General features: G+C 74.5%; 20 protein-coding genes. 12 read left to right on the top strand and 8 right to left on the bottom strand.

Features of this window, described 5'->3' with window-relative positions:
- Positions 1–156: 156 nt before the first annotated feature.
- The 7 genes from CK505_RS13605 to CK505_RS13575 all read right to left on the bottom strand — a co-directional run bounded on the left by CK505_RS13605 (position 157) and on the right by CK505_RS13575 (position 5,801).
- Positions 157–654, bottom strand: coding sequence for an SRPBCC domain-containing protein (locus tag CK505_RS13605; protein ID WP_095651405.1), 498 nt, complete (start codon positions 652–654; stop codon positions 157–159).
- Position 655: 1 nt separating this feature from the next.
- The gene (locus CK505_RS13600) at positions 656–1,030 is read right to left on the bottom strand and encodes a metalloregulator ArsR/SmtB family transcription factor (RefSeq protein WP_176475352.1); all 375 of its coding nucleotides are present in this window, start codon (positions 1,028–1,030) and stop codon (positions 656–658) included.
- Between the two features lie 86 nt (positions 1,031–1,116).
- On the bottom strand, positions 1,117–2,091 hold the full coding sequence (locus CK505_RS13595) for a hypothetical protein (RefSeq protein WP_095651404.1): 975 nt from the start codon (positions 2,089–2,091) through the stop codon (positions 1,117–1,119).
- 88 nt (positions 2,092–2,179) lie between these two features.
- Positions 2,180–3,076, bottom strand: a complete 897-nt coding sequence (locus tag CK505_RS13590; RefSeq protein ID WP_095651403.1) for a PP2C family serine/threonine-protein phosphatase — start codon at positions 3,074–3,076, stop codon at positions 2,180–2,182.
- Positions 3,073–4,170, bottom strand: coding sequence for an adenylate/guanylate cyclase domain-containing protein (locus CK505_RS13585; RefSeq protein ID WP_229588571.1), 1,098 nt, complete (start codon positions 4,168–4,170; stop codon positions 3,073–3,075). Before CK505_RS13585 ends, CK505_RS13590 begins: the two co-directional genes overlap by 4 nt.
- Before the next feature lie 63 nt (positions 4,171–4,233).
- A complete protein-coding gene (locus CK505_RS13580) occupies positions 4,234–4,914 on the bottom strand; it encodes a hypothetical protein (protein WP_095651402.1) in 681 nt (226 codons plus the stop codon).
- Between the two features lie 2 nt (positions 4,915–4,916).
- Positions 4,917–5,801 (bottom strand): biotin--[acetyl-CoA-carboxylase] ligase, encoded by an 885-nt coding sequence (locus CK505_RS13575; protein WP_176475351.1) that lies wholly within the window; start codon positions 5,799–5,801, stop codon positions 4,917–4,919.
- 199 nt (positions 5,802–6,000) lie between these two features.
- Here CK505_RS13575 and CK505_RS13570 point away from each other — a divergent pair, with 199 nt between their 5' ends.
- The 3 genes from CK505_RS13570 (at position 6,001) to CK505_RS13560 (ending at position 8,272) form a co-directional block, all read left to right on the top strand.
- Positions 6,001–6,303 (top strand): YciI family protein, encoded by a 303-nt coding sequence (locus CK505_RS13570; protein ID WP_035926444.1) that lies wholly within the window; start codon positions 6,001–6,003, stop codon positions 6,301–6,303.
- Between the two features lie 158 nt (positions 6,304–6,461).
- Positions 6,462–8,045 carry an acyl-CoA carboxylase subunit beta gene (locus tag CK505_RS13565; protein WP_017833849.1) on the top strand — a complete coding sequence of 528 codons (1,584 nt, stop codon included), beginning with the start codon at positions 6,462–6,464 and terminating at the stop codon, positions 8,043–8,045.
- Positions 8,042–8,272 (top strand): acyl-CoA carboxylase subunit epsilon, encoded by a 231-nt coding sequence (locus CK505_RS13560; RefSeq protein WP_095651400.1) that lies wholly within the window; start codon positions 8,042–8,044, stop codon positions 8,270–8,272. The genes CK505_RS13565 and CK505_RS13560 overlap by 4 nt, the downstream gene beginning before the upstream one ends.
- 47 nt (positions 8,273–8,319) lie before the next feature.
- Here CK505_RS13560 and CK505_RS13555 read toward each other — a convergent pair whose 3' ends face one another.
- The gene (locus CK505_RS13555) at positions 8,320–9,573 is read right to left on the bottom strand and encodes a CynX/NimT family MFS transporter (RefSeq protein WP_095651399.1); all 1,254 of its coding nucleotides are present in this window, start codon (positions 9,571–9,573) and stop codon (positions 8,320–8,322) included.
- A gap of 41 nt (positions 9,574–9,614) precedes the next feature.
- Between CK505_RS13555 and CK505_RS13550 the strand changes: the two genes are divergently transcribed.
- From CK505_RS13550 to CK505_RS13510, 9 genes are all read left to right on the top strand, one after another.
- Positions 9,615–11,351 carry a DUF885 domain-containing protein gene (locus CK505_RS13550; protein ID WP_176475350.1) on the top strand — a complete coding sequence of 579 codons (1,737 nt, stop codon included), beginning with the start codon at positions 9,615–9,617 and terminating at the stop codon, positions 11,349–11,351.
- A 73-nt stretch (positions 11,352–11,424) separates the two neighbouring features.
- The gene (locus CK505_RS13545) at positions 11,425–12,837 is read left to right on the top strand and encodes a dicarboxylate/amino acid:cation symporter (protein ID WP_095651398.1); all 1,413 of its coding nucleotides are present in this window, start codon (positions 11,425–11,427) and stop codon (positions 12,835–12,837) included.
- 157 nt (positions 12,838–12,994) lie between these two features.
- Positions 12,995–14,200 carry a GAF domain-containing protein gene (locus CK505_RS13540; RefSeq protein WP_095651397.1) on the top strand — a complete coding sequence of 402 codons (1,206 nt, stop codon included), beginning with the start codon at positions 12,995–12,997 and terminating at the stop codon, positions 14,198–14,200.
- Positions 14,201–14,342: 142 nt separating this feature from the next.
- Entirely contained in the window at positions 14,343–15,890 is a 1,548-nt protein-coding gene (locus tag CK505_RS13535) for an aldehyde dehydrogenase family protein (protein WP_095651396.1), read from the top strand.
- 53 nt (positions 15,891–15,943) lie between these two features.
- Positions 15,944–17,017, top strand: a complete 1,074-nt coding sequence (gene adhP / locus CK505_RS13530; protein WP_017834229.1) for an alcohol dehydrogenase AdhP — start codon at positions 15,944–15,946, stop codon at positions 17,015–17,017.
- A gap of 157 nt (positions 17,018–17,174) precedes the next feature.
- Positions 17,175–17,810, top strand: a complete 636-nt coding sequence (locus CK505_RS13525) for a nucleoside triphosphate pyrophosphatase (protein ID WP_017834228.1) — start codon at positions 17,175–17,177, stop codon at positions 17,808–17,810.
- A gap of 143 nt (positions 17,811–17,953) precedes the next feature.
- Positions 17,954–19,747, top strand: a complete 1,794-nt coding sequence (locus CK505_RS13520; RefSeq protein WP_095651395.1) for a biotin carboxylase N-terminal domain-containing protein — start codon at positions 17,954–17,956, stop codon at positions 19,745–19,747.
- 19 nt (positions 19,748–19,766) lie between these two features.
- Positions 19,767–20,597, top strand: coding sequence for a thioesterase II family protein (locus CK505_RS13515; RefSeq protein ID WP_095651394.1), 831 nt, complete (start codon positions 19,767–19,769; stop codon positions 20,595–20,597).
- A gap of 10 nt (positions 20,598–20,607) precedes the next feature.
- On the top strand, positions 20,608–21,315 hold the full coding sequence (locus tag CK505_RS13510; RefSeq protein ID WP_176475349.1) for a 4'-phosphopantetheinyl transferase superfamily protein: 708 nt from the start codon (positions 20,608–20,610) through the stop codon (positions 21,313–21,315).
- The last annotated feature ends 131 nt before the right edge of the window (positions 21,316–21,446 follow it).

Raw genomic sequence — 21,446 nt, 5'->3', positions numbered from 1 at the left:
AGGACGCCTGACCCGCCGTCGCCCGCCGTCACCCGTCGGCGGGCCCGGCGGTGACGACGCCGCCCCGGAGGCCCCGGGGCGGCGTCGTCGTCCGGTCCCGCGGCGCGGGCGAGGACCGGGGAGGGCTGCGCCGTCGGCGGCCGGGCCGCCGGCGGCTCAGCGGGGGACGGCGCCGGCGAGGAGGCCGTCGATCTGGCCCATGGCCTCCCGCATGCCCTCCTCCATGCCCATCGCGGACATCTGCTCCAGCTGGTCCGCGCTCTCGAAGGTCGAGACCGTGGTCATCCGCGTCCCGCCGTCGACGGCCTCGAACGTCACGACGCCGTGGGTGGCCCCCAGCGCGGGGTCGGGCTCGCCGTCCTCGCTCGCGAAGCCGTCGTCGAACTCCAGCCGGTGCGGGCGGTCCACGGCGGTGACCGTCCACCAGCCCCGGGCCTTCTCCCCGCCGGGGCCGGTCATGTAGTAGCGGCACCGCCCACCCTCCGAGAGCTCGTGCTCCTCGAAGGTGGCCGGCCACTCGGGCGGGCCCCACCAGCGCTCGAGCTGGCGCGGGTCGGCCCAGACCTCCCAGACCCGCTCGACGTCCGCGGCGAACTCCGCGACGAACGTCAGGGTCAGTGCCTCGGTGTCCTTGTGCACGTCGATGACTGGCATGTCATACTCCCTTCCTCCTGGGCCCCGGGTCCCCCGGGGGCGTCTCCTCGGCGAGGAGGTCCTCGATGGCGCGGGCCCGCCCGCGCCAGATCTGCTCGTAGTCCGCCAGCAGCGCCGCCGCCCGGCGCAGCGTGGCCACCCCGGCGTGCACCACCTGCTCCCGGCCGCGCCGCTCCTTGGTGACCAGCGAGGCCCGCTCGAGCACCGCCACGTGCTTCTGCACGGCGGCGAAGCTCATCCGGTAGTGCGCGGCCAGCGCGGAGACCGACTGCTCCTGCCGCAGCACCCGCACCACGATGTCCCGTCGCGTCGAGTCCGCGAGGGCCTGGAAGATGCGGTCGACCTCGTCGTCCGTCAGCTCATTTCGTACAACCATTTGGTTGTATGTTAGGGCGCCCGGTGCTCCGGCGCAAGAGGTCCGGGCCCCGGGACCCGGGTGTGACCTCCGGGGCCGCGCAGCGCTCAGTAGAGACCCGCCGCGCCGGTCAGGTGGCGGTGCAGACCGTGGGCCACGATCGTGTTGCCCAGCGCGTTCAGGTGCCGGCGGTCCGCGGCGACCACCGAGCGCGGGGGCAGCCCCAGGCCCAGCCACCGGCGGTCCGCGGGCGAGGCCCCGATCCGGTGGGCCCGCAGCGGCGCCAGGGACCAGAGACCGGGATCGCGCAGATCGGCCATGGTGTCGTAGAACCGGTCGCCGTACTCGGCCCGGAGGGCCGCGTTCACCGCGCGCACCTCCTCCCACCCCGCGGTGCCGGGACGGTCGGCCGCGGTGTGCCAGTGGCCCATCACCACGGACGTGCCCGGCTCGACCCCCCACGCGGCACGGGTGTCGGAGAGCACCTGGTCCGGGTCCTCGATGTTGTTCTTGCCCGTCCACAGCAGGTGGACGTGGCCCCGGTGCTCCTCCTCCAGCGCCGTGCGCCAGCGGGCCTCCGACGCGGGCGCCACTTCGAGCTCGGCCCCCGGGACCGCCCGGCGCAGCACCACGTCCCCCTCGTCCCGCCCCACGGCCTGGATCGTGCACGGCAGACCGGAGACGGTGCCCGGGATCGCGAGGTGGACGCTGGGCACCCGGCCGTCCACCGTGGGCACGACCAGCGACCCGTGGGCCGGGATCCGCCCCACCCCGTAGCCGGAGCCCAGCCGGGGCAGGTAGGGGTGGGCGCTGCTGCGCATCGCCAGGGTCTGCCACGACCGGTCGCCGCTGACCGCGCGCGAGGTCCCGGGCACCTCCAGCAGCTGCGAGAGCAGGTCGTCGATGCGCACCGCGGGGAAGCCCCGGGGGCGGTCCCGGTGGAGGGCGCTGGCCGCCGAGGAGGAGCCCCACAGCACGAACGGCCGCCGGCCGGCGGGGAGCTCCGTCAGGGCGCCCCCGAAGGCCCCGGAGGCGGCGAGCACCAGGCCGGAGAGGACGAACGAGCGGCGCGAGAGAACCATGTTCTCAAAGGTAAACAGGCCTGGTGGGAGCGGTGCCGTTGTGACGGATCATGATGCCCCCCACTTCGGGGGACGCGGCGTGCGCGGCTCAGAAGCCGGGGGCGTACTCCCCCGGCCGCACGGCGTCGGCCACGATCACGGTGACGTTGTCCCGCCCCCCGGTGCGCAGCGCGGCCTGCAGCAGGACGTCGGCCGCCTCCTTCGGGTGGGGCACCGAGGCGAGCACCCGGGCCATGTGGGCGGGGCTCAGCTCGTTGGTCAGCCCGTCCGAGCACAGCATCAGCCGGTCCCCGTGCCGGGCCGGGAGCACCCACACGTCCGGCTCCCACACCTGGCCGGTGCCCAGGGCGCGGGTGATCACGTTGCGGCGCGGGTGCACGAGCGCCTGGGAGGCGGTGAGCTGCCCGATCGACACGAGGTACTGCACCTCGGAGTGGTCCACGGTCAGCTGCTCGATCCGCGGCCCGCCCTCGCCCTCGCCGGCCCGCCCCCCGGGCTGGGGCGAGACCAGCCGGTAGGTCCGGGAGTCGCCGGTGTTGAACACGACCCACAGCATGCGCCCGTCGATGCGCATCAGCCACACGCCGGTGACGGTGGTGCCCGCCCGGCCCTCCACGGCGTGCTGGATGTGCTGGTCCGCCTGCCACAGCACGGACCGGACGCGCCGGACGGCCTCGATCGCGTCCTCGGGGATCTCCGGGTCCAGCCGCAGCTCGCGCTCCACGACGGCGCGGAACCGGGCGATGTCCCGGGGCGGCTCCGGCTCGAGGACCTCGAAGGAGCGGAAGTCCTCCAGCTGGAACAGGGGGGACGCCCCGAGGGTGCGCACGCACAGGGCGCTGGCCACCTCACCGGCCTCGTGCCCGCCCATCCCGTCCGCCACGGCGCACATCGCGGCCGTGACCACCAGGGCGTCCTCGTTGGACTCCCGGCGCAGGCCCCGGTCCGTGGACGCGCCCGCGCGGATGACGAGGGGTGCGCTCATTCGAAGTCGACCTCCAGCCCGGGACCGGCGCCCTGGGAGAGCGCGACGGGCTGGACGTCGCCGAAGCCCCGCACGTTGCGGGTGGGCTGCGGCAGGAGGATGAAGCGGTCGTCGCCGGAGAGCACCGCGGCGGTCGAGGCGTCCACGAGCACGGAGCCCGGCTCGGTCAGCGACACGAGCCGGGAGGCGAGGTTCACCGTGGGCCCGTAGATGTCCCCGAGCCGCGGCAGCACGCGCCCCCAGACGAAGGCCACGCGCGCCTGCGGCAGCTCGGGGTCGTCGCGGATGGCGCGGGCCAGGGCCAGGGAGATCTGGGCCCCGCCCTCGGGGGTCTCGGCGAGGAACATGACCTCGTCCCCGATGGTCTTGATGAGCCGGCCGCCGCCCACGGCGATCACCTCGGCGCAGCGGTTCTCGAAGCGCTGCACGAGGTTCGCCAGGGTCCGTTCGTTCATCTGCCGGGACAGCGAGGTGTAGGAGACCAGGTCCGCGAAGCCCACCCCGCGAGCGAGCGGGAGGACGGCGGACGCCCCGTCGTCGGACGTGGGGCCGGTGGCGGTCGAGCCGTCCGGGCGCTCCACGCGCATCGCGAGCCGCTGCACGGCGGCGTTCATCTGCCGCCGCCACGAGTAGACGAGGAGGTTCTCGATCGCGTCGATGAGGTCGGGCAGCAGGTGCAGCAGCTGCCGCCGGGCGGCGGCGTCGGTCATGCCCCGGTGGACGACCATGTCCTCGACGAGCGCCTCGACCTGCCACACGACCATGCGGTCGGTCATCTGCCCGATCGAGCGCACCAGGGACAGCGCCGCCTCCTCTGTGACCTTCTCCTCGAGGACCATGGTGGACAGCACCCGGAGGGCCTCGGAGTCCTGCTCGGTGAACCAGAGGTCGTCGTCGGTGAGGTTCGGGAAGCCCAGGGCCCGCCACACCTTCCGCGCGGACAGCAGGGACAGCCCGCCCCGGCGCGCGGCCTCCCGGCGGCGCAGGTCGCGCTCGGAGCCCAGGAGGGTCTGCTCGAGGGCCTGCACGGCGGCCTTGGACTCGTCCGAGCGGTACAGGTTGGCCTGGACGGGGTTGTGCAGGTTCAGGTTCAGCTGTGCCGTCTGGGGGCCGAGCTCCGGCTCGCCCTGGTTCTCCGGGTCCTCACTCGCCACACGTCACTCCTGTTCCTGGTGGACGGCCCGCCGGCTCCACGGTCGGCGCGGGGCGCCGGACGGGCCCGGGCGTGGTGCCACGACCGCGTCGCGGTCCACTCTAGTGGGACGGAGCCACGGCGCACCCCCACCGGGACCGGGATCCCCCGCCCGGCCGGCGCCGCCGCCCGCCGCCCACTCGTCCTCGGCGGCCCGGCGGATCAGCCCGGCCAGGCGCTGTGCCTCCGGGGCGTGCTCCAGGCGCAGGCCGCCGAAGGGCCCGAAGTCCGCCACGACGCGCCCGTCGTGCCGGCCCAGGGCCGGACCGCGCCGGCGCTCCACCGAGACCCGGCGCAGCTGCTGCAGGGGCAGCGACACGGTCCTGCGGGCCCCGCCGGGGCGCAGCAGCACGAGGTGGCGGGTGGTGAGCACGTAGCGGGTGCGCCACCACCGCACCAGCGGGCGCAGGCAGCTGCGGAGCACCACCCAGCCGGCCGCGACGAGCAGGGTGAGCTCCACCCCGGCGTGCACCGTGGTCCACGGCTCCGCCACGGGGCGCCAGCGCAGCTCGAGGGCCCGCTGGGCGAAGGAGAGCGCGAACACCGTGAGCAGCAGCACCAGGAAGGGCCGGGTCAGCCGGGCGCCGTGGGCCCGTGTGGACACGAGCACGCGCTCCCCGGGCTGCAGGGCGGGACGGGCGGGCACGCTCAGGCCGTCCCGGGGGCGTCCGGGGCCGGGCGCAGGTGCACCACGTCGCCCGCCGTCACCTCGCGCTCGGCGCCGCCGTCCTCGCGCACGAGCAGGCCCCCGTGCTCGCCGAGGCCCGTCGCGGTGCCCGTGACGGGGGCGGCCCCGCCGGGCAGCTCGGCGCGCACCGGGCGTCCGATGGTCTCCATCCGCTCGGTGATCCGGGCGCGCAGCGGCCCGTCCGGGCGCACGGCGGCCTCCGGGTCCGCGCAGAACTGCCGGTAGACGGGGACGAACGCGCCCAGCACGGCCCGCAGGACGGCGGCGCGCTCGACCTCGCGGCCGGTGGCGCGCCGGACGGACGTGGCCGTGTCCACGGGCAGCTCCTCCTGGGCGACGTTGATGCCCGTGCCCAGGACCACCGCCGGCGGGTGCTGCGCGTCCAGCACGAGGCCTGCGAGCAGCCCGGCCGTCTTGCGTCCGTCCACCAGGACGTCGTTGGGCCACTTGATCCGCGCGCCGGCCGCCGCGAGCCCGTCCAGGGCGTCGACGACGGCCGCGGCCATCAGCAGGGTCAGCCACGGGAAGTGCTGGGTGGGCAGCGGGCGGCCGCGCGCGTCCGCCGGGCGCAGCAGGAGGCTGAAGGTCAGCGCGGTGCCGGGCTCGGTGGTCCACACCCGGTCCAGCCGGCCGCGCCCGGCGCTCTGGTGGCCGGTGAGCACGAGGGACAGGTCGGTCCACGGCCGGTCCGGGCGGGGCCCGCGCGCCTGCCGGGTGACGGCGGCCGTCAGGTGCTCGTTCGTGGAGCCGACCTCGTCGAGGACGTCGATCCGCCCCAGGCCGAGGTCCGCCAGGGCCGCGAGCAGGGCGGGCTCGCGCAGGTCGGCGGCGCAGGGGTCGGGCACGGTGCTCCTCGGGTCGGTCGTCAGGGGCCGGTCGTCACGGGCGGGTCCGCACGGGCCGGGGCGGTCGGTGCTGTCCGGCCGGGCGCCGTCCGCGTAGTGTTCGGACCACATCCACAGTAGTAGCCCCGTTCCCCGGGAACCGGCTGGACGGTCCCGTCCGGCCGGGCGGGGCCGCGGCACGACCCCCGGGAGAGCCACCGTGAGCGCAGCCGAGAACCGCACGACCTTCGCCGTCACCTACGTCTACGGCGGGCCCGCCGACGTCCTGGCCGCGCGCCGGCCGGAGCACCGCCAGTACCTCGGCGGGCTCGTGGAGCAGGGGCACCTGCTCGCGTCCGGTCCCTTCGACGACGACGGCGCGCCCGGCGCGCTGCTGGTCTTCGCCGCCGAGGACGCCGGGGCGGTCGAGCGGCTCACCGACGAGGACCCGCTGGTGCGCCACGGGGTGGTCACCGAGCGGACCGTCCGCCCCTGGAAGGTGGTCCTCGGCAGCGTCGGCTGAGCACCGTCCCGTGTCCCCCGGACCCGGGCACGGATTTTGTAGGAGTTCTACAACGGAGGCCCCCGCGGCCGCGGACTAGAGTGAGCAGGTCCCCTGACCACCCCGGACCGGACCGATCGGCCCGCCGGGCCGGCCGCGTACCAGACCACGAGGTGCCTGTGACCCACGACCTGACGACCACCGCCGGCAAGATCGCCGACTTCCACGACCGCAGGGCCCGCTCCGAGGTGCCCGCGGGGCAGGCGGCGGTCGAGAAGCAGCACGCCCGCGGGAAGAACACCGCCCGCGAGCGCGTGGAGATGCTCCTGGACGAGGACTCGTTCGTGGAGTTCGACGCCCTCGCGACCCACCGCTCGACCGCCTTCGGGATGGCGTCGAAGAAGCTGCCCGGCGACGGCGTGGTCAGCGGCTACGGCACGGTGGACGGGCGCCTGGTGGCGGTCTACTCCCAGGACTTCGCGGTCTTCGGCGGGTCGCTGTCCCAGGTCAACGGGGAGAAGATCGTCAAGGTCCAGAAGTTCGCCCTGCGCAACGGCTGCCCGGTCATCGGGATCAACGACGGCGGCGGGGCACGGATCCAGGAGGGCGTGGCCTCCCTGGCCATGTTTGCGGACATCTTCAACATGAACGTCCGCTCCTCCGGGGTGGTCCCGCAGATCTCGCTGATCATGGGCCCGTGCGCGGGCGGGGCGGCCTACTCCCCCGCCCTGACCGACTACATCGTGATGGTCGACAAGACCTCGCACATGTTCATCACCGGACCGGACGTCATCAAGACGGTCACGGGCGAGACGGTGGACATGGAGACGCTGGGCGGGGCGCGCCAGCACAACGCGACGACCGGCACGGCCACGTACCTCGCCGAGGACGAGCAGGACGCGCTGGACTTCGTGCACGAGCTGCTCGAGTTCCTGCCGGCGAACAACCTGCAGGAGGCACCCCTGGTGGACCACGACCAGGAGGACGAGGTCACCGACCAGGACCTCGCCCTGGACGTGCTGGTCCCCGACTCCGCGAACCAGCCCTACGACATGCGCGCGGTGGTCGAGGCGATCGTCGACGACGGGCACTTCCTGGAGATGCAGGCCCTCTACGCCCCCAACGTGATGATCGGCTACGCCCGGGTCGAGGGGCACACCGTGGGCGTCGTGGCGAACCAGCCCATGCAGTTCGCCGGCACCCTGGACATCGCGGCCTCCGAGAAGGCGGCCCGGTTCGTGCGCCACTGCGACGCGTTCAACGTCCCGATCCTCACCCTCGTGGACGTGCCCGGGTTCCTGCCCGGCACCGATCAGGAGTTCAACGGCATCATCCGGCGCGGCGCCAAGCTGCTCTACGCCTACGCCGAGGCGACCGTCCCGCTGGTCACCCTGATCACCCGCAAGGCCTATGGCGGGGCCTACATCGTGATGGGCTCCAAGAAGCTCGGCGCGGACGTCAACCTGGCCTGGCCCACCGCGCAGATCGGTGTGATGGGCGCCCAGGGCGCCGTGGAGATCCTCTACCGCCGGGACCTCAAGGCCGCCGCGGACAACGACGAGGACGTCGAGGCGCTGCGCGCCGAGCTGGTGCGCAAGTACGAGGAGAGCCTGCTCAACCCCTACCAGGCCGCCGAGCTGGGCTACGTGGACGCGGTGATCTCCCCGTCCGAGACCCGGGTGCAGGTGCTCAAGGCCCTGCGGGCCCTGCGCGACAAGCGGGCGTCGATGCCCACCAAGAAGCACGGGAACATCCCGCTGTGACCCCCCGTCAGCCCGCCGAGGGCACCCCGTCCCTGCGCTTCACGGCCGGCAGCCCCACGCCGGAGGAGGTCGCCGCCGTCACGGCCGTCCTGCTCGCGCGCCGGCACGCGGGCGAGGACGACGCGAAGGGCTCCCCGGGGCGCCGGGACCAGTTCCGCCGGATGCGGCTGGGCCTGAAGCTGCGCCCGGGCCGCGGCGCGTGGCGGCGGACCCGGCCGGAGGAGTGACCGGGCCGGAGGAGTGACCCGCACGCCGTGACCCGGGTGGCGCCCGGTCACGGCTCCCGGGGGATCCGCCGGGAGACGACGAGCGCCACCGCGATGCCCGCCAGGGCGAGCACCGCCGTCACCGCCCACGTCAGGTCCCAGGAGCCGGTCGCCTGCGCGACCGAGGCGACCGCGGGCGGGCCGGCGAACTGGCCCAGGGCGTTGAACTGCTGGCCCAGGCCCAGCGTGGTGGCCACCGTGGTGGGGGTGGGCGCGACGCGCATGAGGCTGGCGATCGCCGTGGTCGGCACCACTCCCCCCACCGCGGAGAACACCAGGACCGCGCCGTACCGGGCGCCGAAGCGCACGCCCTCGTCCAGCAGCGGGGCGATCCCGAACGCGACCACGGCGGCCAGGCCCAGCACGGCGAAGCCCGTGCACCACAGCACCACGGGGCGCACCCCGCGATGCAGGGCCCGGCCCGCGCCCAGGTTGCCCACCACGTTGACCCCCGCGGCGAGCGCGCTGAGCCCCGCGGCGGCGCCCGCCGCGATCCCGGCCTCGGCGTACATGGAGGGCAGGAACTGCACCACCCCGTTCCACTGGGCGGTGTAGAGACCGAAGACCGCGGCCACGAGCCACGGCCCCGGTGCGCGCAGGGTCAGCCCGAGGCGCTGCCGCACCCCGTGCACCACCGTGTGGGCCGGGTCCGGCGGGAGCACGGCGAGCACCAGCACGCCCAGGAGCGCGGAGCCGGCCGCGGCGGCCGCCCACCAGGTGCGCCAGCCGAGGGCCTCGCTGAGCAGCCCGCCGAGGAGCAGGGAGAGGGCCGCGGCGACCGGGATGTGGCAGCCCCACAGCCCCACCAGCAGGGACACCCGGGCCGGGGCCACGGTGCGCCGGATCAGGGCCGGGGCGCAGATCGACACGAGCATGAACCCCACGCCCTCCAGCACCCGGGAGCCCAGCAGCGGGCCGTACCCCGTGGAGAGCAGTCCCGTCACGGAGCCGGCGGTGAGCAGGCCCAGCCCGAGCACCAGGCCCCGGCGCAGGCCGATCCGGTCCCCGGACAGACCCACCACCACGCCCAGCAGCATGCCGGCCACCTGCACGGTGGAGAGCAGGAACCCGCCCTGCACCAGGCTCAGGCCGAGCTCGGCGGAGAGCACGGGCAGCGCCGGGGCCAGCTTCCACACGTGCAGGGCGCCCACCACCCCCGCGACCACCACGAGCAGGGCGGGCCCGGTCCCGGCGGTCCCCGAGGGCCCGGCCGGGACGGTCGCGGGGGGCGCGGAGTTCGCGCGCGGCGCAGGAGCGGACATGCTCCGCAGTCTAGGGAGCGCCCGGCGCTACTGTGACGTGCATGACCGATCAACGGCCCGACCCCCTGACCGGCGCCGGCCCCGCGCCCCTCGGCACGGGGCGGCGCGAGCCCACGGACGTGGACGCCGTGGCCGAGCGCTGGTTCGCGCGCGCCATGGAGCTGGACCCGGCCCAGGCCACCGTGCACGGCTTTCCCGGGCACGAGACCGAGTACCGCGACTTCGGGCCCGAGGGCCTGGAGGCCCACGCCGACGCCGCCCGCCGGACGCTGGCGGAGCTCGAGCGCGCGGCCCCGGTCGACGACGTCGACCGGATCACCGGCCACGCCCTGCGCGAGCGCCTGGGCCTGGACCTGCTCCTGCACGAGGAGGGGCTGCGGGGCTGGGAGGTCAACAACATCTCCTCCCCGGTGCAGGAGATCCGGGAGGTCTTCGACGACCTGCCCCGGAGCACCGCCGAGGACTGGGCGCACCTCGCCGGCCGGCTGCGCGCCGTGCCCGCCGCCGTGGACTCCTACCTCCTGGGCCTGCGGCACGCCCGCTCCCTCGGCCGCTCGGCCTCCGCGGCGCAGCTGCGCAACGCCGCCCGGCAGTGCACCGGCTACGCGGCGCGCCACGGCTTCTTCGACCGGCTGGCGCGCAGCCCCCGCGTCCCCGAGGCGCTGCGGCAGCAGGTCGGGGAGGCGGCCGAGGCGGCGCGGCGCGCCTACCGGGGCCTCGCCGCCGTGCTGGGCAGGGAGCTCGCCGCGGACGCGCCCCGCACGGACGCGGTGGGACCGGACGTGTACACGCTGCGCCTGCAGGAGTTCCTGGGCGCCGTCCTGGACCCGGCCACGGTCTACGCGTGGGGCGTGGAGCAGCTGCGCACGATCGTGGCGGAGCAGGAGCAGCTCGCCCGCCGGATCGCCCCCGGCGCCACGGTCGCCGAGGCCATGGCGGCCCTGGACGCGGACCCGGCGCGGCAGCTGCACGGCACCGACGCGCTGCAGGCGTGGATGCAGGACCTCTCCGACGCCGCCGTGGACGCCCTCGCGGACACGCACTTCGAGCTCACCGGCCCCATGCGCCGGCTCGAGTGCCGCATCGCCCCGACCCACGACGGCGGGATCTGGTACTCGATGCCCAGCGCCGACTTCTCCCGCCCCGGGCGCATGTGGTGGTCCGTGCCCGAGGGCACCCGGAGCTTCACCACGTGGGAGGAGACCACGACCGTCTACCACGAGGGCGTCCCCGGCCACCACCTGCAGTTCTCCACCGCGCTCGCCAACTCGGGCGAGCTCAACCGGTGGCGGCGGATGGGCGTGTGGGTCTCGGGCCACGGGGAGGGCTGGGCGCTGTACGCCGAGCGGCTCATGGACGAGCTGGGCCACCTGCAGGACCCCGGGGACCGGATGGGGATGCTGGACGCCCAGCGGCTGCGGGCGGCGCGGGTAGTGTTCGACGTCGGCTTCCACTGCGGCTACCGGATCCCCGCGGAGCTCGGGGACGCCCTCGGCGGGGCCCGCCCCGGCGAGGTCTGGACGCCCGAGGACGGCTGGCAGTTCCTGCGCTCGAACATCGTGATGGCGGACCCGATGCTGCGCTTCGAGTGGATGCGCTACATGGGCTGGCCCGGGCAGGCGCCGTCCTACAAGGTGGGCCAGCAGCTGTGGGAGCAGGCGCGGGAGGCGGCCCGCGCCGCGGCGGGCCCGGAGTTCCTGCTCAAGGACTTCCACACCCGCGCCCTGCGGGTCGGCTCGGTGGGCCTGGACACCCTGCGGTACGCGCTCGCCCTGTGACCTCCGTCATTCCCGCGTCATATTTCGTCACCGTCATTCGGTGTTGTATATTTCCGCGCCCTATCGTGGCCACATGATTTCCGCAGAAAGCACTCGACGGCTGCCCCGGTGGATGACCTCCTTCGGCCCGCAGATCGTGCTCGCCCTCCTCCTGGGCGTGGTCCTGGGCACCGTGGCCGACGCCCTGGGCGGCGACCCCGACACGGACCCCAACTGGCTGATGACCGCCCTGGACACCATCGGCACCAGCTACGTCAGCCTGCTCAAGGCCGCCGTGGTCCCGCTCATCGTGACCGCGGTGATCTCCTCGATCGCCAACCTGCGGGAGGTCTCCAACGCCGCCCGGCTCGCGTGGAAGACGCTGCTGTGGTTCGGGATCACCGCCCTGATCGCCGTGACGGTCGGCCTGGTGCTCGGCCTGGTCGTCCAGCCCGGCGCCGGCAGCGGCGCGGCCGCACCCGCCGAGGCGTACACCGGGACGCAGGGCTCGTGGCTGGGCTTCCTCACCGGCCTGGTCCCCGCCAACTTCCTGGGCCTGCAGGTCTCCTCCTCCGTGGTGGACCCGGAGACCGTCCAGACCTCCCTCGGCTTCAACGTGCTGCAGGTGCTCGTGGTGTCGGCCGCCGTCGGCATCGCGGCGCTCAAGGTGGGCGCCCCCGCCGAGCCCTTCCTGGCCGTGGTCCGGGCCGCGCTCGCCGTGGTGCAGAAGGTGGTCTGGTGGATCATCCGCCTCGCCCCGCTGGGCACCCTCGGGCTCATCGGCCGGGCCGTGTTCGAGTACGGCTGGACCTCGATGGGCGGGCTCCTGGCGTTCGTCGCCACCGTCTACGCCGGCCTGCTGGTCGTGGCGTTCGTGGTCTACCCGGCCCTGGTCAAGGCGCACGGGCTCTCCGTCCGGCAGTACTTCTCCGGCGTGTGGCCGGCCGTGCAGCTGGGCTTCGTCTCCCGCTCCTCGGTCGGCACCATGCCCCTGACGCAGCGCGTCACCGAGCGCAGCCTCGGCGTGCCCCGCGCCTACGCGTCCTTCGCCGTGCCGCTCGGGGCCACCACCAAGATGGACGGCTGCGCCGCGGTCTACCCCGCGATCGCCGCCCTGTTCGTCGCGCAGTTCTACGGGATCGAGCTGGACGTCACGCACTACGTGCTCATCGCGCTCGTGTCCGTGCTGGGCTCCGCGGCGACCGCCGGCACCACGGGCGCCACCGTGATGCTCACCCTGACGCTGTCCACGCTGGGCCTGCCGCTCGACGGCGTGGGCCTCCTGCTGGCCGTGGACCCGATCATCGACATGGGCCGCACCGCGCTCAACGTGGCGGGCCAGGCCCTGGTGCCCACGATCGTCGCCCACCGCGAGGGGCTGCTGGACCGGGAGCTCTACGACGCCCCGCGCTCCGGCGACCCCTTCGTTCCCGAGGACGCCGCCCCCGAGGGCGCCACCCCCGAGGACGCCGCTCCCGAGGAGGCCGCGGCGACCGGGGTCCGCTGAGCCCCGGCGCCGCCGTCCCCACCGCGAGGGGCGGGGAACTGCGAGAATGCTCGACGCATTCCGGCAGTTCCCCGCCCCTCGCTGTTCCTAGACGCGTCACGGGCTACCCTGGGACGGGCATGAGAGCTGGGTCACAGCACGGGACAGGAGGCGGCGCGTGGGCGCACCGGCGGACGGACCGACGACGACGGACCCGCTGCTGCGACTGTCCTGGGCCCGGTCGCTGGACCACCTCTCGGCGCCCGAGCGCTGCACCCCGCGGGTCGTGCTGGACGGCCCCGACGTCCGGGAGGCCCGCTCCCCGCTGCGCCTGCTGATGCCCGTGCTCGACGAGCTGCTCACCCCGCTGGCCGAGGACACCGGCCTGGTCGTGGCCGTCACGGACCCCGGCGGCGTGATCCTGCAGGTGCGGGGCAGCGCCGCGACCCGGCGGCGGGCCGAGTCCATGGGCTTCGTCGAGGGCGCCGACTGGTCCGAGCCGGCCGTGGGCACCAACGCCCCGGGCACCGCCCTGGTCCTGCGCCGGCCCGTGACCGTGCACCGCGAGCAGCACTTCTACCCCGAGGCTCGGCCCTGGACCTGCACGGCCGCCCCGCTGCTGCACCCCGTCACGGGGGCGCTGCTGGGGGCGGTGGACCTGACGGGCGGGGACGCCGCCGCGGCCCCCGCCACCCGGGCGCTGGTCGGCGCGGCGGTGCGCGCCGCCCGGGCCGAGCTCGCCCTCGCCCTGCGCTCCGCCCGCCGCTCCGAGACCGCCGCGGCGCCGGCCGCCGCCCCCGCCCACGGCGCGTTCCTGCGCGTGCTCGGCGACGCCCCGCCGGCGCTGGTGCTGGACGGTCAGGCGCTGGAGCTCACCGAGCGCCACGCCGAGATCCTCCTGGCCCTCTCCCGCGCCGGCAGCGGCCTGTGCACCGCGGAGCTGTCGGAGCAGCTGTGGGCCGGCCGGGCGCAGGAGACCACGGTGCGCGCCGAGGTCCTGCGGCTGCGCCGGCTGCTCGAGTCCCGGGGCGGGCCGGCGATCGCCTCCCGCCCCTACCGGCTCGAGACCCCGCTGCCCTCGGACGCGGGCCGGGTGCTCGAGCTGCTCGCCCGGGGCTCGCACCGGCGGGCGCTGCGCGAGTACACGGGGGCGCTGCTGCCCCACTCCGAGGCGCCGTCCCTCGTGGCCCTGCGCCACCGCCTCACCGGGCTCCTGCGCGAGGCCGTCCTGACCGACGGCTCGGCCGAGGCGGTGCGCGAGTACCTCACCCTGCCGGAGGCCGCCGACGACGCCGAGGCGTGGGCGCTGCTGCTGCGCCTCCTGCCGGCCCGCTCCCCCGCCCGCGCCGAGGCCGTGCTCGAGCTGGAGCGGCTCCGCCGCTGACCTGCCCCGTCGCCCGCCGCACCGTGCGTGCAACGTGCGTGCAACGTGACCCCTCGTAGCGTGATCCGCATCACACGATGGTGCGGACGAGGCGGTCCGCACCCGTGCCACTCGCACCGTCACGCACCAGGAGCAGGTCACCATGAGCGTTGAAACCCAGTCCCTCACCACCGTCTACGCGCAGCCGGGCACCGAGGGCTCGAAGGTCACCTTCAAGCCCCGCTACGAGCACTGGATCGGCGGACAGTGGGTGGCCCCGGTCAAGGGCCAGTACTTCGAGAACATCTCCCCGGTCAACGGCAAGCCCTTCACGGAGGTGGCCCGCGGCACCGCCGAGGACATCGACGCCGCGCTCGACGCCGCGTGGGCCGCCGCCCCGGCCTGGGGCAAGACCCCGGTCGCCGAGCGGGCCCTCGTGCTGCACCGGGTGGCCGACCGGATGGAGCAGAACCTCGAGATGCTCGCCGTCGCCGAGACCTGGGACAACGGCAAGCCCGTGCGCGAGACCATCAACGCGGACATCGCCCTGGCCATCGACCACTTCCGCTACTTCGCCGGGGCCATCCGCGCCCAGGAGGGCACCCTCTCCCAGCTCGACGACAACACCACGTCCTACCACTTCCACGAGCCCCTCGGGGTGGTCGGCCAGATCATCCCCTGGAACTTCCCGATCCTCATGGGCGTGTGGAAGCTCGCCCCGGCCCTGGCCGCGGGCAACGCCGTGGTGCTCAAGCCGGCCGAGCAGACCCCGGCCTCGATCATGGTGCTCATGGAGCTGCTCGCGGACATCCTGCCCCCGGGCGTGGTCAACGTGGTCAACGGCTTCGGCGTGGAGGCCGGCAAGCCGCTGGCCTCCAGCCCCCGGATCCGCAAGATCGCCTTCACCGGCGAGACCACCACCGGCCGGCTGATCATGCAGTACGCGTCCCAGAACATCATTCCGGTGACCCTCGAGCTCGGCGGGAAGTCCCCGAACATCTTCTTCGAGGACGTCGCCGCGGCCCAGGACTCCTTCTACGACAAGGCGCTGGAGGGCTTCGCGTTCTTCGCCCTCAACCAGGGCGAGGTCTGCACCTGCCCCTCGCGGGCCCTGATCCAGGGCTCGATCTACGACCGGCTGCTCGCCGACGGCGTCGAGCGGGTCAAGGGCATGGTCCAGGGCAACCCCCTGGACCTCGACACCCAGGTCGGGGCGCAGGCCTCCAACGACCAGCTGCAGAAGATCCTCTCCTACATCGACATCGGCAAGCAGGAGGGCGCGAAGGTCCTCGTGGGCGGCGAGCGCAACGTCCTGGACGGGGACCTCGCCGAGGGCTTCTACGTCTCCCCCACGGTGTTCGAGGGCGAGAACTCGATGCGCATCTTCCAGGAGGAGATCTTCGGACCCGTCCTGTCGGTCACCCGCTTCACCGACTACGCCGACGCCATGGCCACCGCCAACGACACCCTCTACGGCCTCGGCGCCGGGGTCTGGGCCCGCAACGGCAACCTGGCCTACCGCGCCGGCCGCGACATCCAGGCCGGGCGCGTGTGGGTGAACCAGTACCACAACTACCCAGCCCACTCCGCGTTCGGCGGCTACAAGTCCTCCGGCATCGGCCGCGAGAACCACCTCATGATGCTGGACCACTACCAGCAGACCAAGAACCTGCTGGTCTCCTACTCCGAGGACGCCCAGGGCTTCTTCTAAACCGCCCTCACCCGGCCCGTCCCGACCGTCCGTCCCGTTCCAGGAGGAGCACCATGAACGCCCAGCAAGCCCCGACCGTCCAGGAGTCCGCGGCCACCGCGGTCCCCGGCACCATGACCGCCGCCGTCGTCACCGCCTTCGGGCAGCCCCTGGAGGTCAAGGACCTCCCGGTCCCCGAGCCCGGCCCCGGCCAGGTCCTCGTCAAGCTGATCTCGACCGGTGTGTGCCACACCGACCTGCACGCCGCCCACGGCGACTGGCCGGTCCAGCCCACCCCGCCCTTCGTCCCGGGCCACGAGGGCGTGGGCACGGTGGTGGCCCTCGGCCCGGGGGTCACGGAGGTGCAGGAGGGCGACCTCGTGGGCAACGCCTGGCTGGCCTCGGCGTGCGGGCACTGCCGCAACTGCCGCACCGGCTGGGAGACGCTGTGCGAGGAGCAGGTCAACGGCGGCTACAGCATCGACGGGTCCTTCGGCCAGTACATGCTGGTGGACGCCCGCTTCGCCGCGCAGATCCCCGCGGGCGCCGACCCGTACGAGGTGGCGCCGGTGCTGTGCGCCGGGGTCACCGTCTACAAGGGCCTGAAGATGACCGAGGCGCGGCCCGGGGAGTGGGTGGTGATCTCCGGCATCGGCGGCCTGGGGCACCTGGCCGTGCAGTACGCGGTGGCCATGGGCCTGCGGGTCGCGGCGGTCGATGTCGCCGACGACAAGCTGGCCCTCGCCCGCAAGCACGGCGCGGAGATCACCGTCAACGCGTTCGCGGAGGACCCGGCCGAGGCCGTGCTCGCGCAGATCCCGGGCGGTGCGGACGCCGTGCTGGTGACCGCCGTGCACCCGGCCGCGTTCGGCCAGGCGATCGGCATGGTCCGCCGCGGCGGGACGATCGTGTTCAACGGTCTGCCGCCCGGGGACTTCCCGGCGCCGATCTTCGACATCGTGCTCAAGGGCCTGACCATCCGGGGGTCCATCGTGGGCACGCGCCAGGACATGGTCGAGGCCCTCGACTTCTACGCTCGCGGTCTGATCCACCCGACCTACAGCACCCGTCCGCTCGAGGACGTCAACGCGATCCTCGACGAGATGGAGAAGGGCAAGATCGAGGGCCGCGTGGTCGTCGAGTACTGATCCGGGCGGACGCGAGGTGTCGCGTCCCGTCCCGGGCGATCGTGAGGGGTCGCGTCCTGTCGGTGGGAGAACGTCTCATCAGCAGGACGCGGCCCCTCGCGCGTGGGCGAGGGCGCAGCGCGGCCCCTCGCGCGCACGGCCTGCGTATCCTGGGACGGTGACTCCCCGCCTCGTCCTCGCCTCCCGCTCCCCCGCCCGCACCAAGCTGCTGGCCGACGCCGGGATCGGCCACGACCGGCTCGTCTCCGATGTGGACGAGGACGCCGTGGTCCGGGAGCGCGGCGTGACCGGCGCCGAGGAGACCGCGATGGTCCTGGCCCGGGCCAAGGCGGAGGCCGTGGCGGCGCTGCCCGAGGCCGCCGGCGCCCTCGTGGTGGGCTGCGACTCGGTCTTCGAGCTCGACGGCGAGGTGCACGGCAAGCCGCTGGACGCCGCGACGGCGACCGCCCGGATCCGGGCCATGCGCGGGCGCTCGGGGGTGCTCCACACGGGCCACTGGCTCGTGGACACGCGGAGCCCGGCGGACGGCGGGACCGGCTGGAGCGGCGGTGCGCCCGCCAGCGCCGAGGTGTTCTTCGCGCAGATGTCCGACGACGAGGTCGCGGCCTACGTGGCCACCGGCGAGCCCCTGGAGGTGGCCGGGTCCTTCACCATCGACTCGCTCGGCGCGGCATTCGTGGAGCGGGTGGAGGGCGACGTGCACGCCGTCGTCGGCCTGAGCCTCAGCACCCTGCGCACGCTGCTCGGCCGGGCGGGCGTCGGCGTGCCCGAGCTGTGGACCGCCGGCCGCTGAGAACCGCTCCCCGCCGGAACCGGTCTGCGCTTTGTAGGACTCCTACAGAAACGGCGTCGCATTTCCGGTCCGCCGCCGGGTGGTTGGGCGATTGCTCACGACGGGGAATACAGTGCATCGGAGGATTCGACAAGGAGTGAGACGTGACCGGTAAGAACCCCGCGGACGGCGCCATCCGCCCCATCACCAAGGTGCTCGTCGCCAACCGCGGCGAGATCGCGGTGCGCGTGATCCGCGCCGCCCGCGACGAGGGCATCGCCTCCGTGGCCGTGTACGCCGACCCGGACCGGGACGCCCTGCACGCCCGCACGGCGGACGAGGCGTACGGGCTGGGCGGGTCCACCGCCGCGGACTCGTACCTGGTGATCGACAAGATCCTCGACGTCGCCGCCCGCTCGGGAGCCGACGCCGTGCACCCCGGCTACGGCTTCCTGTCCGAGAACGCCGAGTTCGCCCTCGCCGTGCTCGAGGCCGGACTGACCTGGATCGGGCCCCCGCCCGCGGCCATCGCCAAGCTCGGCGACAAGGTGGCCGCCCGCCACATCGCGGAGAAGGTCGGCGCCCCGCAGGTCCCCGGCACCACCGACCCGGTCGGCTCCGCCGAGGAGGTCCTCGCGTTCGCCGACGAGCACGGGCTGCCCCTGGCCATCAAGGCCGCGTTCGGCGGCGGCGGCCGCGGCATCAAGGTGGTCCGCAACCGCGACGACATCCCGGAGCTCTACGAGTCCGCCGTGCGCGAGGCCACCGCGGCGTTCGGCCGCGGCGACTGCTTCGTGGAGCGCTTCCTGGACGCCCCGCGGCACGTCGAGACCCAGTGCCTGGCCGACGCCCACGGCAACGTGGTGGTCGTCTCCACCCGCGACTGCTCCCTGCAGCGGCGCAACCAGAAGCTCGTGGAGGAGGCGCCGGCGCCGTTCCTGTCCGAGGAGCAGAACCGCCTGCTCTACGCCTCCTCGAAGGCGATCCTGCGCGAGGCCGGCTATCAGGGCGCGGGCACGTGCGAGTTCCTGGTGGGCCAGGACGGCACGATCACGTTCCTGGAGGTCAACACCCGCCTGCAGGTGGAGCACCCGGTGTCCGAGGAGGTCACGGGCATCGACCTGGTGCGGGAGCAGTTCCGGCTGGCCCGCGGCGAGGCCCTCGGCTACGACGACCCGGAGGTCCGCGGCCACTCGATCGAGTTCCGCATCAACGGCGAGGACCCGGGACGGCACTTCATGCCCTCCCCCGGCACCATCGCCGCCCTCGACCTGCCCGGCGGTCCCGGCGTGCGCGTGGACTCCGGTGTGCAGGCCGGCGAGACCGTGGGCGGGAACTTCGACTCCATGCTCGCCAAGCTGATCGTCACCGGGGCCACCCGGCAGCAGGCGCTCGAGCGCTCCCGCCGGGCGCTGGCCGAGCTGCGCATCGAGGGCATGCCCACCGTGGTCCCCTTCCACCGCGCCGTCGTCGCCGATCCCGCGTTCGCCCCCGCGGACGGCGCCCCCTTCTCCGTGCACACGCGGTGGATCGAGACGGAGTTCGACAACACCATCCCGCCCTTCGAGGGCGTCCCGCAGGCCGGGCCCGAGGCCGAGGAGCGCCAGGCGATCGTCGTCGAGGTCTCCGGCAAGCGCCTCGAGGTGGTCCTGCCCGCCCTGCCCGGCACGGCCAAGCCCAACGGGACCGCCGCCAAGCCCCGCAAGTCCCGCTCCGCGCGCGGCGGCGGCACCGCCGCGGCGAGCGGCGACAGCCTGAGCTCCCCGATGCAGGGGACCATCGTGAAGATCGCGGTGGACAACGGGGACGAGGTGGCCGAGGGCGATCTCGTGCTGGTGCTCGAGGCCATGAAGATGGAGCAGCCGCTGACCGCCCACAAGTCGGGCACGGTCTCTGGGCTGTCCGTGAGCCCCGGGGACACCGTCTCCGCCGGCGCCGTTCTGGCGACCATCTCCTGAGGCGGGCGGCCCGGCCCCGATGAGCACCCGACCGACCGGCGCCCCCGGGCGCTGCCTCGTGGACCTCTCCGCGCAGGACCGGCTGCGCAGCGGCGCCCCCGCCCGGACGCCGCGGCTGCGGGTGCTCTGCTGCCCGCCCTCGGGCGCGGCCGCCGGGTACTGGCGGTTCCTCGTCCGCGAGGACGTGCACGTCCTCGGCGTCCAGTACCCCGGCCGGGAGAGCCGCTTCCGGGAGCCGCCGGCGCCCTCGGTCGCCGCCCTCGCCGCGGAGGCGGCCGAGGCCGTCGCCGGCGCGCCGTGGGCGGCCTCGGACGTCCCGCTCGTGGTCCTGGGCCACAGCATGGGCGCCTCCGTCGCGGCCGAGCTCGCCTCGCTCCTCGAGCACCGGGAGGGGATCCGGGTGTCGCTGCTCGCGCTTTCCGCGAAGACCGCCCCGGGCGCCGTGGACGCGGCGGACGACGGGGTCGACGATTTGCGGGCCGGGCTCGACCCGCAGGACCCGGGCGCGGACGAGGCGCTCGCCCGGTGGCTGCGGCGGCTCGGCGGCACCCCCGAGGCGGTGCTGGCGAACCCCGAGCTGCTGGCCCTGCAACTGCCAGCCCTGCGCGCGGACCTGCTGGTCTCGATGGCCCACGACCGGCTCCCCGCCCCGGTCGGGGCGCCCCTGCTGCTGCTGCGCGGCAGCGAGGACCACACGGTGGACGCCGCCGGCATGGACGCCTGGCGTCCCGTCAGCACGGGGGCCGTGCAGCGGCGCGAGTACCCTGGCGGCCACCACCCGCTCGCGGAGAACCGGCACCGCCTGCTCGAGGACCTCGAGGCGTGCGCCGATCCCGGCCGCTCCCGGTGAGCCCGTCGTCGTGACGACGCTCCCGCCGAGCGTGCCCGGCACGGTCGAGCTGCCGGTGCCGGGCGCCCCTGCGGACGTGCGGGTCGTGCTCGCCCGCGTGGCCCCGCTGATCGGCTGGGCGGAGTCTGTCCGGGACTGCCTGGACGAGGACGAGCGGAAACGGGCCGCGGCGTTCCGCCACGAGAGCGACCGGCGGCGGTTCGTGGTCGCCCACTGCGTGCTGCGCCACGAGCTCGCCGCCCGCACCGGCGCGGACCCGGCCTCGCTGCGCCTGGGACCGCCCGTTCCCGCCGTGGGGTCCCGGCCCAAGCCGCGGCTCGAGGACCACGCCCTGCACTTCTCCCTCTCGCACAGCGGCGACCAGGTGCTCGTGGCCACCGCCGAGCGCGAGGTGGGGGTGGACGTCGAACGCCTCCAGGACCCGGTCGCCGCCGAGCAGGTGGTCCCCCTGCTCCACCCCGCCGAGATCATCGCCCTGCGGACCCTGCCCGCCGCGGACCGGCCGGCCGCCGTGACCACGGTGTGGGCGCGCAAGGAGTCCCTGCTCAAGGCCATGGGATCGGGCCTGTTCCGCGAGCCCTCCGTCGACGAGGTCGGGGCGGGCCCCGTCCCGGGGCGGCCCGTGGCCGGGTGGCGGATCCTGGACCTGGCTCTTCCGCCGGCCACCGGTCCGGACCGTGCGGAGTCGCGGGCGGCGCTGACCGTCCGCGTCCCGTGATCGTCACCGCGTACAACCACGGGTGGACAGGATTTCTCCATCCGGAAGCCGACTACAGCGTCCGACCCGTCGGTCATCCTTGAAGCATGTCGGGCCCCCTTCGGGGAACAGGGTCCGGCGGGAGCGGCGAA

Source organism: Kocuria sp. WN036 (genome assembly GCF_002287015.1).
In the GTDB taxonomy this organism is placed as follows: domain Bacteria; phylum Actinomycetota; class Actinomycetes; order Actinomycetales; family Micrococcaceae; genus Kocuria; species Kocuria rosea.
Note: the sequence above shows the minus strand (reverse complement) of the source record. Positions and strands in the feature narration are given on the sequence as shown.

What these genes read in the sequence shown, in the direction of transcription:
- CK505_RS13590 (WP_095651403.1), bottom strand. Translation starts at nt 3,076, where the DNA reads ATGAGCGCACCCCTCGTCATCCGCGCGGGCGCGTCCACGGACCGGGGC.
- CK505_RS13545 (WP_095651398.1), top strand. Translation starts at nt 11,425, where the DNA reads ATGATTTCCGCAGAAAGCACTCGACGGCTGCCCCGGTGGATGACCTCC.
- CK505_RS13600 (WP_176475352.1), bottom strand. Translation starts at nt 1,030, where the DNA reads ATGGTTGTACGAAATGAGCTGACGGACGACGAGGTCGACCGCATCTTC.
- CK505_RS13515 (WP_095651394.1), top strand. Translation starts at nt 19,767, where the DNA reads ATGAGCACCCGACCGACCGGCGCCCCCGGGCGCTGCCTCGTGGACCTC.
- CK505_RS13550 (WP_176475350.1), top strand. Translation starts at nt 9,615, where the DNA reads ATGACCGATCAACGGCCCGACCCCCTGACCGGCGCCGGCCCCGCGCCC.
- CK505_RS13595 (WP_095651404.1), bottom strand. Translation starts at nt 2,091, where the DNA reads ATGGTTCTCTCGCGCCGCTCGTTCGTCCTCTCCGGCCTGGTGCTCGCC.
- CK505_RS13555 (WP_095651399.1), bottom strand. Translation starts at nt 9,573, where the DNA reads ATGTCCGCTCCTGCGCCGCGCGCGAACTCCGCGCCCCCCGCGACCGTC.
- adhP (WP_017834229.1), top strand. Translation starts at nt 15,944, where the DNA reads ATGAACGCCCAGCAAGCCCCGACCGTCCAGGAGTCCGCGGCCACCGCG.
- CK505_RS13535 (WP_095651396.1), top strand. Translation starts at nt 14,343, where the DNA reads ATGAGCGTTGAAACCCAGTCCCTCACCACCGTCTACGCGCAGCCGGGC.
- CK505_RS13605 (WP_095651405.1), bottom strand. Translation starts at nt 654, where the DNA reads ATGCCAGTCATCGACGTGCACAAGGACACCGAGGCACTGACCCTGACG.